Consider the following 13816-nt stretch of genomic DNA (forward strand, 5'->3'; position numbering starts at 1 on the left):
CGGCATCCGGAATCCCGACACTCGGCGCGCTTGCTGGACAGGGGCTGCGTGAAACGAATGATGGGTACGTGAACGACTCCACCCCCCGTGCCGGCGACGCTGCCGAGCAGATCCACACCTCGACCGTTCAGCTCGAGGACGCCGGGTACCACAAGCGGCTGACGTCGCGTCAGGTGCAGATGATCGCGATCGGCGGGGCCATCGGAACCGGTCTCTTCCTCGGTGCCGGCGGGCGCCTCGCTCAGGCCGGACCCGCGATCGTGCTCTCGTACGCGGTCTGCGGGCTCTTCGCGTTCTTCATCCTCCGGGCGCTCGGCGAGCTCGTGCTGCACCGCCCGACCTCGGGCTCGTTCGTCTCGTACGCCCGCGAGTTCTTCGGCGAGAAGGCGGCGTTCGTCTCGGGCTGGTTCTACTGGATCAACTGGGCGACGACGACCATGGTCGACATCACCGCCGCCGCGCTCTACATGAACTTCTTCGGCAAGTACGTGCCCTGGATCGCCGCGGTGCCGCAGTGGGCCTGGGCGCTCGCCGCGCTCGTCACGGTGCTCGCGGTCAACCTCGTGTCGGTGAAGGTGTTCGGCGAGCTGGAGTTCTGGTTCGCGCTCATCAAGGTCACGGCGCTCGTCGCGTTCCTGCTCGTGGGCATCTACTTCGTCGTGTTCGGCACCCCCAACGGCGCCCCCGTCGGGTTCTCGCTCATCGCCGACAACGGAGGCTTCTTCCCCAACGGCATCCTGCCCGCGATCATCCTGATGCAGGGCGTCGTGTTCGCGTATGCCTCGATCGAGCTCGTCGGAACCGCGGCGGGCGAGACGAAGAACCCCGAGAAGGTCATGCCGCGGGCGATCAACTCGGTCATCTTCCGCGTCGCGATCTTCTACGTCGGCTCGGTGCTCCTGCTCGCGCTGCTGCTGCCGTACACCGCGTACTCGAAGGACGAGAGCCCCTTCGTGACCTTCTTCGCCTCGATCGGGGTTCCGGGCGTCGACGTGATCATGAACCTCGTCGTGCTCACCGCCGCCCTGTCGTCGCTGAACGCGGGGCTGTACTCGACCGGTCGCATCCTGCGCTCGATGGCGGTGGCGGGATCCGCGCCGAAGTTCGCGTCTCGCATGAACAAGGCCGGCGTCCCCTACGGCGGCATCGCGATCACCGCGGTCGTGGCCCTGTTCGGTGTCGTGATCAACTACGTCAACCCCAGCGACGCGTTCGAGACGGTGCTGAACGTCGCCGCCGTCGGCATCCTGGTCACCTGGGCGACCATCATGCTCTGCCAGATGAAGTTCAAGCGCTTGGCCGATCGCGGGGAGCTGGTCCGCCCGACCTTCCGGCTGTTCTGGGCGCCCTACACGGGATACGCGACGCTGGTGTTCCTCGCGGTCGTGCTGGTGCTGGTGTTCATCGACTCGCCCGCGACGCTGGTCGTCGCGATCGTCGCGAGCCTGCTCATCACGGCCGGATGGTTCGCGTGCCGAAAGCGCATCGCCGAGCTCGCCGCCGAGCGCGAGGGCTACACGGGGACGGTGCCGGTGGTGCCGAGCCCCTTCCCCCAGCCGCGCGACAAGAACGCACGCGGCAAGAAGGACTGAGCCCCTCGCGGGGGTGACGCGGCGCTCGGGCTCCGGCTCGGGCGCCGCGCTCGTGCGGGGCTCGGGTCCGCGCGGGGCGGGGATGCCGGCAGCCCCACCGTCGAGTGTCCAGAACACGCCGTTATTCCGGGGGTGGTTACGGCGTGTCTTGGACACTCAACGGGCGGGAGCGCCGCGATGCGGCGGCGAGTCAGGCGTCGAAGGGCCAGCCGCAGTACGCCTCGGCGAGGTAGGCGCGGCCGTGCTCCGATTCCACGACGGTGCGCAGCTCGCCGAGCTGGCGGCGGCGGTCGAAGTCGGTGGCATCCGGAGCCACGTGGAGGAGGCTCGTCATCCACCACGAGAAGTGCTGAGCCTTCCAGATGCGCCGGCTCGCGGTCTCGGGGTAGGCGTCGAGCAGCCGCTCGTCGCCCTCGAGCAGCAGGGCGCCGAGGGCGGCGGCGAGCAGGCGCACGTCGGCGATCGCGAGGTTCATGCCCTTCGCGCCGGTGGGCGGGACGGTGTGAGCGGCGTCGCCCACGAGCGCGACGCGACCGCGGCGGAGCTCGTGCGCGACGAAGCTGCGGAAGCGCAGGACGTCGCGCTGGAAGATCGGGCCCTGCTTCAGGGTCGTACCGGGGACCCGCTTCTGCAGCTCGTCCCACAGCTGCTCCTCGCTGAACGCCGCGGTGTCGGTCTCGGGGTCGCACTGGAAGTACATCCGCTGCACCGTGTCGGAGCGCTGGCTGACGAGCGCGAAACCGTCGGGGGAGTTGCTGTAGATCAGCTCCTCGCTCGACGGTGGGGCTTCGCACAGGATGCCGAACCAGGCGAAGGGGTACTCGCGGAAGTACCCGCCGGTGCTCGACCCGGTCACGGTGGCACGGGCGACGCTGCGCGAGCCGTCGGACCCGACGACGAAATCGGCCTCGATCTCGAGGGGGTTCCCTTCGGCATCGCGCGCGATCACCCGCGGACGCTCGCCGTTCTCGATGCCTTCCGCGGTGACGCCGAAGCGCAGATCCTGCCCCGCGGAGAGGCGCGCGGCGATGAGATCCTTCAGCACCTCGTGCTGCGGATAGAGCCACACCGCACGGCCCACGGTCGCGGCGAAGTCGATGCGGTGCCCCTCGCCCTCGAAGCGCAGCTCGATGCCGTCGTGGCGGTGGCCGACCGTGCGTGCGCGTGAGGCTTCGCCGATCGTGTCGAGCAGCTCGACGGTGCCCTGTTCCAGGATGCCGGCACGGATCGTGCTCTCGATCTCGTCGCGCGAGCGCTGGTCGATGACGACCGAGGCGATCCCCGCCTCATCGAGCAGGTGCGACAGCAGGAGGCCGGCGGGGCCGGCGCCGACGATGGCGACACGGGTGCGGACGGTGGTGGTCATGGCGTCTCCTTCGACGGTGGCTGTGTCGATGGTGGCCTCGCGGTCGTCGTGCGACGGCGCGACTCTCGTTGAACGGGATGTGGGTCTCAGTGGTTCATTTGTAGGACCGGTCGGGGTCGGGAGTGCCGCACGCGTCACTTTGGACACCACCCGCCCCAGCGATCATGCAGATGGACGTGCCTCGTTCGCGTCGGACCTCCTCAGCGGCGATAACCCAGCGTGCGCTCGATGTCGCGGGAGGCACGGTGCAGCTCGACCAGGGCGAACTGCGTCTCGGCGTCGCGCGGGAGCACGACGGAGAGAGCGGCGATGACGGCTCCGGTCTCGTCGCGCACGGGCACGGCGACGCCGGTGGACACCTCATCGACGTACCCGGGGGCGATCACGCGGCCCAGTGTGCGGATCTCGGCGAGCGTGCGCCGGAGCGCCGCCGGGTCGACGATCGTCTCGGGGGTGACGCGGGGGAGAGGGCCGGCGAGCACCCGCTCCTGGAGGTCGCGCGGGGCGAAGGCCAGCAGCACGAGGCCGGACGACGAGGCGTGCACGGGAAGTCGCCCCGCGACGCGTGTGATGTTGGCGCCCGAGTCGGGAGCGCTCAGGCGCTCGAGGAACAGCGCCTCGTCGTGCTCGAGGATCGCGAGCTGCGTGTGCTCGCGCACGCGTTGCTGCACGCGCTCCATGTAGGGCAGCGCCGCCTGGCGCAACCGGAGCGCGTGCGATGACCGCGTCGCCAATTCCCACAGGCGCATCCCCACGCGTACACGTCGCTCATCGTCGCGCTCGAGGAGGCCGGCATCCACCAGCTCGTTCACGATCCGGTGCGCCGACGAGCTCGGCAACCCCGCACGTCGGCCGATGTCGGCGGTCGTCTGCGCGGTGCGGGTGGGCGTGAAGGTCTCGAGGATCCGCACCAGCCGGTCGGTGACCGAGTCGCCCGAGGGGGAGTTCGCCATGAGCTCAGGATGCCACGATTCCCATTGAGCGGGAACAGGTCGCCGTCCCGCAGGTCGGTGACGGACGATGGTCTGGTCGAAGGAGACCCCATGACGCACACCCCCGCCGCGGCGCCCGAAACGCTGCTCGCCGCTCCCGACCAGGCCACGCAGGACCAGATCGTCGCCGAGATGCGCACCCGTCACGCCGAGCTCGATGCGCTCGAGGCGGCAGGAGAGCGGGTCGCCGCGACCGCCCACGACTTCCCCGCCTACCGCTCGAGCGTGCTGCGGCACCCCACCAAGAACCCGAAGCTCGTCGATCCCGAGACGATCGAGCTGTTCTCGCCCGCGTTCGGACAGCGCGACGTCGCCGCGATCGAGTCCGACCTCACCCTGCAGCACGCCGGCGAGCCGCTCGGCGAGCGCATGAGCGTGCAAGGGCGTCTGCTCGACTCGTGGGGGCGACCGATCGCGAACCAGCTCATCGAGATCTGGCAGGCCAACTCGGCGGGTCGCTACATCCACCAGCGCGATCAGCACCCCGCCCCCCTCGACCCCAACTTCACCGGGGCGGGCCGTGCGATCACGAACGAGAACGGCGAGTACCGCTTCACCACGATCAAGCCCGGCCCCTACCCGTGGAAGAACCACCGCAACGCCTGGCGCCCCGCGCATATCCACTTCTCGGTGTTCGGCTCGTCGTTCACGCAGCGCCTGGTGACGCAGATGTACTTCCCCGGGGATCCGCTGTTCGCGCTCGACCCGATCTACAACAGCATCCACCGGCAGAAGGATCGCGACGCCCTCGTCGGCGTCTACGACCACGACCTCACTTCGCCCGAGTGGGCGACGGGCTACCGGTTCGACATCGTCGTCGACGGCCCCGACCAGACGTACTTCGAGCCAGAGGACGAGTGACATGACGACGACATCGACGAACGGCTCGGTTCCTGAGCCTGTCGAAGAACGAGCAGGAGGGCGACGAGTGATGAGCACCCCCGCCAAGACCCACCGCGCCACCCCCGGCCAGACCGTGGGCCCGTTCTTTGCGTACGGCCTCGAGTACCCGAAGCAGCACGAGGTCGTGTTCCCGCACTCGCCGGGGGCGATCGTGCTGGGCGGCACCGTGTTCGACGGGGCGGGAGCGCCTGTCCCCGACGCGCTGGTCGAGATCTTCGGGGCGGATGCCGACGGCTCGGTGCCGCGGGCGCGCGGCGCGTTCCGCCGCGACGACCACACGTTCACCGGTTTCGGGCGCGCGTTCACGAACGACGAGGGGCACTTCGAGTTCTGGACGCGCGAGCCCGGTGGCATCCAGGGCCGTCCCGGCTTCTACGCGGCGATCGTGTTCGCGCGGGGTCTGCCCGACAAGCTCCACACGCGCATCTACGTCCCCGGCGACGACGCGGCGCTCGCCGCGGACCCGCTGCTGTCTTCGCTTGACGCGGGCGAGCGCGCTAGCCTCGTGGCGACGCGAACGCCCGACGGGAACCTCCACCACGACATCCGGTTGCAGGGCGAGAAGGAGACGGTCTTCCTTGCCTTCTGATCCCCCCGTGCCCATCGATCTCGGGCTGCTGTCGCCCGTGACCGTGGGGCACGACACGTTGGTGTCGGACTCGTTCGTGCTGAGTGCGCTCGTGCGCGCGGAATGCGCTCTCGTCGCCGCGTACGAGGAGGTGGGCGTCGCCCCGCGCGAGGCCCGTCGCGACATCGACCACGCGTTCGGCATCGACGAGAAATACGGCAAACCGGCCGCGGGTCTCGACGTCGACCGTCTCATCGCGGAGTCGGTGAGCGGGGGCAACCCCGTGATCCCGCTCGTGGGCATGCTGAAGGCGCAGGTGCCGGCCGAGCATCGGGCGTGGATCCACCGCGGGGCGACCAGCCAGGACATCCTCGACACGGCCCTCATGATCGTCGCGCGGCGGGCGATGGACCAGGTGCGCTCGTCGCTGCGGATCGCGGGCGAATGGGCGCGCCACCTCGCCGTCGCTCACGTCGACGACGTCTCGGCCGCACGCACCCTCACCCAGCACGCCGTCCCCACCACCGTGGGCGCTCGCGCCGCGACCTGGGCGCGCGGCATCGAGCGGGCGTCGCGTCGGCTCGAGACCCTGGAGTACCCCGCGCAACTCGGCGGAGCGGGCGGCACGCTCGCATCGTTCGTCGAGATCACCGGCTCGAAGGACATCGCCGCGGGGCTCCCCGCCGCCTTCGCGCGGGCACTCGATCTCGACGTCCCCGACGCGCCGTGGCACGTGACGCGCTGGCCGATCACCGAGCTGGGCGATGCGCTCGTGCAGGCCATCGACGCCCTCGGCAAGGTCGCGGGCGATGTGGCGACGCTCAGCCGCACCGAGATCGGCGAGGTGTCGGAGGGCGTGGGCGGCGGGTCGTCGGCGATGCCGCAGAAGCAGAACCCCGCCGAGGCGGTGCTCATCCGCTCCGCCGCCCTGCGCGCGCCGCAGCTCGGCGCGACGCTGCACCTCGCGGCATCCCTCGCCGTCGACGAACGCCCCGACGGCGCGTGGCACGCCGAGTGGCCGACCCTGCGCGAGCTGCTGCGGCTCGCGCTCGGCACGACGCGGCATGCGGCCTCGATGCTCGCGCACCTGCGGGTCGATGCCGCGGCGGCGCAGAGCAACGCCGACCTGACCGGGGGGCGCCTCGTGAGCGAGCGTCTGCGTGGCGTTCTCGTGCCGCTCATCGGGACCGATCGCTTCGCGGAGCTGCTCGCGGGAGACGCCGACCTCGGCGATGCCCTGCGGGCGATGCCCGAGGCCGCGGGTCTCGACGTCGACGAGCTGCTGGGCCCGCGCGCGTACGTGGGCCTGGCGCCGTGGTTCGCGGCGGGGGCCGAGGCCGAAACACGTCGCCGAGACCGCACGGGATCGGCCGCACATCGAGACGAGGGAGAGCAATGAGTGCAGTTTCGCTGATTTCGTTGACGGCGCCGGTCGGGCCGGAGGGCGCGCCGGTCGTCGTGCTGGGGCCGTCGCTGGGCACATCGACGATCGTCTGGGACGACGTCGTTCCGCTCTTGGTCGACGAGTACCGCGTCGTCGGCTGGGACCTGCCGGGTCATGGCGCGGGGCCGATCACCCATGAGGCCTTCACCGTCGGCGACCTCGCGGATGCCGTGGCGGCTGCCGTCCCTGACGACACGTTCTTCTACGCCGGTGTCTCCCTCGGAGCGGCGACCGGACTGGAGCTGGCGCGACGGCACGGTGACCGGGTGCGTGCCGCCGCGATCGTGGCATCCGGAGCGCAGCTCAGCGACCCCGAGGCGTGGCACGACCGCGCTGCACAGGTGCGAGCGCAAAGCACCTCGAGCCTCATCAGCGCCTCCGCCCAGCGCTGGTTCGCTCCCGGCTCGATCGAACGACGCCCCGAGCTGACCGGGCGCCTGCTGCACGCGCTGCAGGATGCCGACGACGACAGCTACGCCCGCTGCTGCGAGGCGCTCGCCGGGTACGACGTGCGTTCCTCTCTCGGCGAGATCACCGTGCCCGTCCTCGCAGCGTGGGGTGCGGCTGACGCTATCGCGCCCGAGACCAAGGCCGCCGAGATCGCCGAGGGTGTGAAGGACGGCCGCACGGCCCGGATCGACGATGCCGGACATCTGCCGCCCGCCGAGCAGCCCGAGGCTGTTGCCGCGCTTTTGCGCTCGTTCTTCGCGTCGACCTCGGGGGAGGGCTTCTGATGGCCACCGACCAGGAACGCTACGACCAGGGCATGACGGTGCGCCGCGAGGTGCTCTCGGACGCGCACGTCGACCGCGCGACCGCGGCCGCGACCGACCTCACCGCCGACTGGCAGGACTTCATCACGCGCGTGGCCTGGGGCGACATCTGGTCGCGACCCGGGCTCGACCGGCGCTCGCGCTCGGTCGCGGTGCTGTCGTCGCTCATCGCGCACGGGCATCATGAGGAGCTCGCGATGCACCTGCGCGCCGCGCTGCGCAACGGCCTGACCGTCGATGAGATCCGCGAGGTCATCCTGCAGTCGGCGATCTACTCCGGGGTGCCGGCGGCGAACACGGCGTTCCGCATCGCGTCGGAGGTGTTCGAGGAGCGGGCGTGAGGTGAGGCGCTGCGGCCGGCTGGCCCATGTCCCACTGTGTGCGATCGGAGCACGTCCCCGCTGCACGTTCTGGGACTCCATCGGGCGCAATCCCGGATAAGGGCGCGAGGATGGCGGCCGGGCGGCGGTATCCGTGACGAACGCCCGCGACGATGGGCACGGCAGTGGGTCCGTGCGGCTCTCCCGGCCCGCCGACCGAAGTTCGCGCGCGCGACGACGGCCTCTGAAGCATCCCTGGGGGCGCACTCGCCTACGAATGCATCGCTCTACACATGTGGATAACTCTGTGGAGAGGTGTGCGAAACCCCGCCCGTGGTGTGCAAACCTTCTGTGGAAAACTCAGGAACCGAGGGAAGCTTCGAAACTACACGGGTGTCATTTCTGCGGGGAGTTCACGAGCTGCCCTCCGCCCGCGGCCATCCCACCGAGCTGCGGGGCACTCCGGCGGGCGCGGGCTCGCTGGTGGCTGTTGCAGCCGATTCGAGGTGGGCGCGACAAGGTGCACGGCGACGCCGCTATGGTCGTGGACCATGACGGATCACCCCGTGCCGCCCGCCGTCGAGACCGCGACCCTCGCCGATGTCGACGCGCTGCTGGCATTCTGGGCGATCGCGGGCGAGAACGACGCACGGCCGAGCGACTCGGCTCCCGTGGTCGAGGCGCTCCTGCGTCGGGATCCCGACGCGGTGCTCGTCGTCAGGTCGGAGGGCCGGATCATCGGCACCGTCATCGCGGGCTGGGACGGGTGGCGCGCCCACCTCTATCGCCTCGCCGTGCACCCCGATTACCGCCGTCAGGGCCTCGCCCGAGTCCTCCTCGATGCGGCCGAGGCCCGTCTTCGCACGCTCGGCGCCGGACGCTTCGACGCGATGGTGCTCGAGGGCAACGACCTGGGCGCGTCCGCGTGGGCGGCTCGCGGGTATGCGCCCCAGCCCGAGTGGCGGCGGTGGGTGCGTTCCGCGCGCTGAGCCCGCGGCATCCGTATTCCGAGAACAGGAGATCGTGCCGAAACCGGTCCACGGCCGGTAGCCGCAGCCTCGCTGCTCAGCTCGTGCGACCGACGTGGAACGGGCAGGCCGACGGCGCGTCCGCGCGGCGTACGCGCCCGCCGGAGCGCGGCTTGGTCGGCATCCGTCGTCTGTTCACCTCGAGTCCGTGGCCCGAGATGCGCAGACGCGGGTCGCTAAGGACGGCGATGGATGCCGCGAGCCCGGCGATCGCGAGTTTCTCGCCCGGGCAGCGGTGACCGGTCGGCACCTCGCCGCCGCCATGCGGGACCAAGGCGTGCAGCGCTTCGTAGTCGTCGACGCCGACGAAACGCGCCGGGTCGAACGTGGACGGTCGCTCCCATTCGCGGGCGTCGGTGTCGGTGCCGAGGATGTCGAGGACGACGCGTCCGCCCGCCGACACCCGCTCCCCGTCGAGCTCGACGTCGGTCTTCGCCCACGCCGGCAGCATCGGGACGAAGGGGGCGGTTCGGCGGATCTCCTGCGCGAACGCCGTGGCGAGCTCGCCGACGACGAGCGACCCGCGCTCGGCGGTCTCGGCCGCGATGCGCTCGCGCCACTCGGGACGGTCGTGCAGCTCCTTCGCGGCGAAGGCGACGAAGCGCGAGACCGCGATCATCGGGCGGAAGCTGTTCTGCAGCTCGATGCCCGCAAGTTTCGCAGGCAGCAGTCCGCCGGAGCGGTCGCGGTGCCACGCCCACGCGTGCAGCGCCGTGCCCTCGGCGGGGTCGAGGGTTCCGGCCCGCACGGCGTCGATCAGCTCGCCGGCGTGGCGGTCCGACCATCGGCGGTTGATCAGGGCGAGCGCAAACTCGGGCGAGTACGGCACGCCGAACCCGTCGACGATCTGCGCCTGCCGCCTCGCCCACCGCGTCTGTGCCGCCGCGGTGCCCGGAATGCCGGCCCACCGCATGATCGAGCGGCCCAGGGCTCCCACCGCGGCGTCGTACGCCGAGCGCTCGCCGCCGGCGACCCAGGCGTCGAGCTCGCCCTGCCACTGCCTCTCGAGCTCGGGGAGGAGCCGCTGCACCTCGTCGTCGTCGTAGAGCACGTCGACGAACGTGGCCTTGCGGTGGCGATGCTCCTCGCCGTCGAGGCTGTGCACCGAGCCGTGGCCGAAGAGAGACTCCTGGATGAAGGCCGGCATCGCGCCGTGGCGGCGGGTCAGCGACTCGTCGTAGAAGAGCCGCACGCCCTCTTCGCCGCGGACGAACAGCGCCTCGCGGCCGAGCAGCCGGAACGGAACGGCCCGCGCCCCGCGGTCGGCCCGGCGCCACAGGTGCGCGCCGAAGCCGTAGCCGCGGACCAGGAGCGAGAGCGAGTCGTCACGAAGCAGGGCGAGGGGGGATGCCATGCCCCCACGTTTCCACCGCGGTGTCGAGCGGCCGAGGGGGCGGCGCACGCCGAGACGTTGTGGTACTCGCGGCGGTGGGTCGTGGCATCCGGTCCGGCGAACGGCGGGCGTGACGCCCGCCGGGTACGCGACCAGAGCGGGGACTCGGGGTGGGTGGGGGATCGGGGTGCCTCGCGGAGTCATCGGCCTGTCGTCGAGCGTGATTCGCCTGACGGCTCGGGTGGTCGGGTGGGGGCGGGTGTGCCGTCGTGCGGAGTGCGGGGGCGACTCGCCGCGGCCGGATGCCGTAGGGCGGCGTGTCGGGAACGAACTCCGCCTAATGGCCCGGCGCCGACAGCACGCCCCGGCGTCGACGGCACACCCGCCGAGCAGCCCCGCCGGATAATGGAACGGTGGAGGCCGGGGAGACGCGTGACTGGTTCGCCGACTTCCTCGACGCCCAGAACCGCCGTGATCTCGAGGCGGTCCGGGGCTTTCTCGACCCCGGTATGCGTCGCGCCCACCTCCCGGCCGGGGCCGAGGCCTGGATCGCCGACTACGCCGAACTGCTGCACGCCTTCCCCGACTGGCAGTGGAGGCGGATTCAGCTGATCGTCGAGGACGACCGTCTCGCGGTACACGTGCGGGGTTCCGGGACGCACACGGGCACATACCGGCACCTCTCGGCCACGCGCCGCCGCGTGAACATCGCCGCGTTCGCGATCTACCGCCTGTCGCACGGTCGCATCGTCGAGGCATCCGGTACTGACGATGCCGAACAGATCCGCGCGTTGCTCGTCTGAGATCGGACGGTTTCGGGCGCCGCTGTCAAGGAGCAGGTTCCCGGCACGCGAGCCGATACGGTCGGAGCCTGCGGATTCGCCGTGGGCAGAGGAGCGCGGAGATGACGTACACGGATCGTCCCGGGGCCGGTGTGGTCTGGGCCCGAGTCGAAGAGGGCTTTCACGTGGGCAGCCGCAACGGTGCCTTTCTGGGATACCTCGACCGCGAAGCCGACGGCAGTTACCTGGCGTACGACGGCCGTTCCCGCCTGGTCGGCCGCTTCCCGACCCTCGTCGCGGGGATGGCGGCGATCACCTCGGCACCGGTCGAGACGCGCATGTCCGCCCCACGGGATGAAGAGATCGTCTTGCACCAGGTGCGGACGGACCGCGGACTCCCCGGATCGGTCGTGCGGTGATGGCAGAGCCCCTGCGATCGGTGACGTACTCCAGCGCCGCGGTGTCGGCCTTCGGCGCGAAAGAGCTGGCCGACCTGCTGTCGTCGAGCCGGGCCGCGAACCTCGCGCGCGACCTGTCGGGCATGCTGCTGTTCCGGGGCAACAGGTTCCTCCAGGTACTCGAGGGCCCCGAGTCCCTCGTGCGAGAGCTCATCGACCGGATCCGCCGCGACCCGCGGCACCGCGACATGCGGATCCTCGTCGACGAGGAGATCGACGAGCGACGCTTCGCCGACTGGACGATGGGGTACGAGACCCTGAACGTTCCGCAGAAGGCGGCGCCCGAGGGCTTCCGCGACTCCTTCGACGACCTCGACTCCGACGACGACACGGTCACGGCGCGCGCGCTGCGCGAGCTGACGGTGTGGTTCCGCGCGCGCAGCGCGAACCCGCGCTGAGTCACCCCGCGCGCCACCGCTCCTCATCCGTGAACGGGACGACGGACGGCGGCACCGGCCGCGTCTCGATGTCGACGCGCGTGCCGGTGCGGGCAGACTCCTGCAGGGCCGTCATCACCTCGAGCACGTGCAGCGCGATGTCGGCATCGGTTCGATCCGAGCCCGTCCGGACGCGATCCAGGATGCCGATCCCGCGACCCGCGTGCTCGTATCCGGCCCGCTCGGTCACGGCGTGCCATTCGTCGTGACGGCCCGTACGCACGCGCACGTCGCCGTCGAAGAGGTTGGGGTCGGGAACCGACAGGGTGCCCGTCTCGCCGTAGACCTCGATCGGGGCCGCGTCGCTGACCGGTGCGTCGAAGCTGAAAGTCACGGTCGACACCGCGCCGCCGACGTGTTCGAGGACGCCCGACACGTGGGTGTCGACCTCGACGGGGATGACCTCGCCCGCCCGCGGTCCGCTCGCGATGGTCCGCGCGTCCCGCGGTCGCGACGACGCCCCCGAGACGCGTGCGACCGGTCCGAGCAGGTGGAACAGCGTCGTCAGGTAGTACGGCCCCATGTCGAGGAGCGGCCCGCCGCCCTCGCGGTAGTAGAAATCGGGGTGCGGATGCCACGCCTCATGGCCCGCGGATACCCAGGTCGCCGTGGCCGCCACCGGTCGCCTGATGGCACCGGCCTCGAGAGCGGCGCGCGCGGTCTGCACGCCCGTGCCGAGCACCGTGTCGGGGGCGCAGCCGAGCCACGCACCGCCGCGCGCCTCCACGACCCGGCGGGCGTCCGCGAGGGTCGCTGCGAGCGGCTTCTCCCCGAAGACGTCCTTGCCCGCTGCCAGGGCGGCCGAGGCAATCTCGGCGTGCGCGGCGGGGACAGTGAGGTTCACGACCGTCTGCACCGCCGGGTCGGCGACGAGATCGGCGACGCTGAGGGCTCGGCATCCGTCGATCCCGTTCGCCACTTCCTCGGCGCGCGCGTGGTCGAGGTCGGCGGTCGCGACGATCCGCACGTCGGGGTGCTCGCCGAGGGTGGCGAGGTACTGCGCCGAGATGACGCCGAGGCCGACTATTCCGATACCGTGCGGCTGGCCCACAGCAGTCCCCTTTCGATGATGGTGCGCACCGACGGCTCCCGCAGGACGTCGGGGGTGTGCCCCGGAGTGGCGACGAAGACGCGCCCCGCTCCCCATTCGCGGGTCCAGACGGCCGGCGACACGATCGGGCGATGCCACGGGTGATACGGCTGCACGGGGTGCGTGGTCGTGGCGAGGACGTCGTTCAGATCGTCGGTCAGCACCCAGTACTGCTCGGTGTCGAGGTCGAAGTCGCTCAGTCCGGTGGTGATCTCGTGACTGCGGCCGAGGTCGGTGATCTCGACGCGGTACGGGAGGTAGTTGTCTTCCTCGGTGCCCGGTCGCTCGTCGGGATGCCGACCCGGGTGCGTCGCGAACTGCCCGCCGACGAGCTGCAGATAGTCCGACGACGCGCGGTACGAGTCGGCGATGCCCCCGTGCCATCCGGCCAGTCCCGCGCCGTTCGCGACGGCGGTGCGCAGCCCGGCGAGAGCCTCGCGAGAGATCTCCGACATCGTGACGCACTGCAGCACGAGGTCGGTCGCGGCCATCTCGTCGGCGTCGGCGTACACCTCGTTCGACTCGCTGACGCGGACGTCGAAGCCGTTGTCGCGCAGGAACGGCAGGAACAGCTCGGTCGCCTCGACCGGATGGTGGCCGTCCCACCCTCCGCGCACGACCAGCGCTCGTCGATGGCTCATGCGTCCTCCTCGTCGTGGATGGATGCCACCCTCCCACGGCCCTCGCGGCGGGACACGAAGCTTTGCGCAAAAGTCCGCGGCATCCGGCA

Annotated in this window: 15 protein-coding genes; 10 read left to right on the plus strand and 5 right to left on the minus strand. The window is 70.9% G+C overall.

The window, feature by feature from the left end:
* Positions 1–110 precede the first annotated feature (110 nt).
* On the plus strand, positions 111–1592 hold the full coding sequence (locus AB0O24_RS04715; protein WP_363373170.1) for an amino acid permease: 1482 nt from the start codon (positions 111–113) through the stop codon (positions 1590–1592).
* A 190-nt stretch (positions 1593–1782) separates the two neighbouring features.
* Here the strand turns inward: AB0O24_RS04715 and AB0O24_RS04720 are convergent, their stop codons facing one another.
* Both AB0O24_RS04720 and AB0O24_RS04725 read right to left on the minus strand, forming a co-directional pair.
* Positions 1783–2958 carry a 4-hydroxybenzoate 3-monooxygenase gene (locus tag AB0O24_RS04720; RefSeq protein ID WP_275801667.1) on the minus strand — a complete coding sequence of 392 codons (1176 nt, stop codon included), beginning with the start codon at positions 2956–2958 and terminating at the stop codon, positions 1783–1785.
* A gap of 200 nt (positions 2959–3158) precedes the next feature.
* Positions 3159–3911, minus strand: coding sequence for an IclR family transcriptional regulator (locus AB0O24_RS04725; protein ID WP_275801668.1), 753 nt, complete (start codon positions 3909–3911; stop codon positions 3159–3161).
* A gap of 90 nt (positions 3912–4001) precedes the next feature.
* On the opposite strand from AB0O24_RS04725, the gene pcaH reads away from it, so the two are divergent.
* The 6 genes from pcaH (at position 4002) to AB0O24_RS04755 (ending at position 8947) form a co-directional block, all read left to right on the plus strand.
* A complete protein-coding gene (gene pcaH / locus AB0O24_RS04730) occupies positions 4002–4811 on the plus strand; it encodes a protocatechuate 3,4-dioxygenase subunit beta (RefSeq protein ID WP_363372914.1) in 810 nt (269 codons plus the stop codon).
* Positions 4812–4881: 70 nt separating this feature from the next.
* Positions 4882–5442, plus strand: a complete 561-nt coding sequence (gene pcaG, locus AB0O24_RS04735) for a protocatechuate 3,4-dioxygenase subunit alpha (RefSeq protein ID WP_275801670.1) — start codon at positions 4882–4884, stop codon at positions 5440–5442.
* A gap of 7 nt (positions 5443–5449) precedes the next feature.
* Positions 5450–6820 carry a lyase family protein gene (locus AB0O24_RS04740; protein WP_363372917.1) on the plus strand — a complete coding sequence of 457 codons (1371 nt, stop codon included), beginning with the start codon at positions 5450–5452 and terminating at the stop codon, positions 6818–6820.
* On the plus strand, positions 6817–7599 hold the full coding sequence (locus tag AB0O24_RS04745; RefSeq protein WP_275801672.1) for an alpha/beta fold hydrolase: 783 nt from the start codon (positions 6817–6819) through the stop codon (positions 7597–7599). The genes AB0O24_RS04740 and AB0O24_RS04745 overlap by 4 nt, the downstream gene beginning before the upstream one ends.
* A complete protein-coding gene (pcaC, locus tag AB0O24_RS04750; protein ID WP_363372921.1) occupies positions 7599–7979 on the plus strand; it encodes a 4-carboxymuconolactone decarboxylase in 381 nt (126 codons plus the stop codon). Before AB0O24_RS04745 ends, pcaC begins: the two co-directional genes overlap by 1 nt.
* Before the next feature lie 530 nt (positions 7980–8509).
* Complete coding sequence (locus AB0O24_RS04755) at positions 8510–8947, plus strand: GNAT family N-acetyltransferase (protein ID WP_363372924.1); 438 nt, start codon at positions 8510–8512, stop codon at positions 8945–8947.
* 76 nt (positions 8948–9023) lie between these two features.
* Here the strand turns inward: AB0O24_RS04755 and AB0O24_RS04760 are convergent, their stop codons facing one another.
* Positions 9024–10340 carry a cytochrome P450 gene (locus AB0O24_RS04760; protein WP_363372927.1) on the minus strand — a complete coding sequence of 439 codons (1317 nt, stop codon included), beginning with the start codon at positions 10338–10340 and terminating at the stop codon, positions 9024–9026.
* A gap of 392 nt (positions 10341–10732) precedes the next feature.
* Here AB0O24_RS04760 and AB0O24_RS04765 point away from each other — a divergent pair, with 392 nt between their 5' ends.
* From AB0O24_RS04765 to AB0O24_RS04775, 3 genes are all read left to right on the plus strand, one after another.
* On the plus strand, positions 10733–11122 hold the full coding sequence (locus AB0O24_RS04765; RefSeq protein ID WP_275801677.1) for an ester cyclase: 390 nt from the start codon (positions 10733–10735) through the stop codon (positions 11120–11122).
* Between the two features lie 101 nt (positions 11123–11223).
* Positions 11224–11520, plus strand: a complete 297-nt coding sequence (locus AB0O24_RS04770) for a hypothetical protein (RefSeq protein WP_275801678.1) — start codon at positions 11224–11226, stop codon at positions 11518–11520.
* A complete protein-coding gene (locus AB0O24_RS04775) occupies positions 11520–11957 on the plus strand; it encodes a BLUF domain-containing protein (RefSeq protein ID WP_275801679.1) in 438 nt (145 codons plus the stop codon). The genes AB0O24_RS04770 and AB0O24_RS04775 overlap by 1 nt, the downstream gene beginning before the upstream one ends.
* 1 nt (position 11958) lies before the next feature.
* On the opposite strand, the gene AB0O24_RS04780 is transcribed toward AB0O24_RS04775, so the two are convergent.
* Positions 11959–13047, minus strand: a complete 1089-nt coding sequence (locus AB0O24_RS04780) for a Gfo/Idh/MocA family oxidoreductase (RefSeq protein ID WP_363372932.1) — start codon at positions 13045–13047, stop codon at positions 11959–11961.
* Entirely contained in the window at positions 13020–13727 is a 708-nt protein-coding gene (locus tag AB0O24_RS04785) for a ThuA domain-containing protein (RefSeq protein ID WP_363372935.1), read from the minus strand. Before AB0O24_RS04785 ends, AB0O24_RS04780 begins: the two co-directional genes overlap by 28 nt.
* Positions 13728–13816: the final 89 nt, after the last annotated feature.

The sequence above is a fragment of the Microbacterium sp. NPDC086615 genome (assembly GCF_040686055.1).
Taxonomy (GTDB): domain Bacteria; phylum Actinomycetota; class Actinomycetes; order Actinomycetales; family Microbacteriaceae; genus Microbacterium.

What these genes read in the sequence shown, in the direction of transcription:
- AB0O24_RS04725 (WP_275801668.1), bottom strand. Translation starts at nt 3,911, where the DNA reads ATGGCGAACTCCCCCTCGGGCGACTCGGTCACCGACCGGCTGGTGCGG.
- AB0O24_RS04770 (WP_275801678.1), top strand. Translation starts at nt 11,224, where the DNA reads ATGACGTACACGGATCGTCCCGGGGCCGGTGTGGTCTGGGCCCGAGTC.
- AB0O24_RS04785 (WP_363372935.1), bottom strand. Translation starts at nt 13,727, where the DNA reads ATGAGCCATCGACGAGCGCTGGTCGTGCGCGGAGGGTGGGACGGCCAC.
- AB0O24_RS04760 (WP_363372927.1), bottom strand. Translation starts at nt 10,340, where the DNA reads ATGGCATCCCCCCTCGCCCTGCTTCGTGACGACTCGCTCTCGCTCCTG.
- AB0O24_RS04755 (WP_363372924.1), top strand. Translation starts at nt 8,510, where the DNA reads ATGACGGATCACCCCGTGCCGCCCGCCGTCGAGACCGCGACCCTCGCC.
- pcaH (WP_363372914.1), top strand. Translation starts at nt 4,002, where the DNA reads ATGACGCACACCCCCGCCGCGGCGCCCGAAACGCTGCTCGCCGCTCCC.
- pcaG (WP_275801670.1), top strand. Translation starts at nt 4,882, where the DNA reads ATGAGCACCCCCGCCAAGACCCACCGCGCCACCCCCGGCCAGACCGTG.
- AB0O24_RS04720 (WP_275801667.1), bottom strand. Translation starts at nt 2,958, where the DNA reads ATGACCACCACCGTCCGCACCCGTGTCGCCATCGTCGGCGCCGGCCCC.
- pcaC (WP_363372921.1), top strand. Translation starts at nt 7,599, where the DNA reads ATGGCCACCGACCAGGAACGCTACGACCAGGGCATGACGGTGCGCCGC.
- AB0O24_RS04775 (WP_275801679.1), top strand. Translation starts at nt 11,520, where the DNA reads ATGGCAGAGCCCCTGCGATCGGTGACGTACTCCAGCGCCGCGGTGTCG.
- AB0O24_RS04745 (WP_275801672.1), top strand. Translation starts at nt 6,817, where the DNA reads ATGAGTGCAGTTTCGCTGATTTCGTTGACGGCGCCGGTCGGGCCGGAG.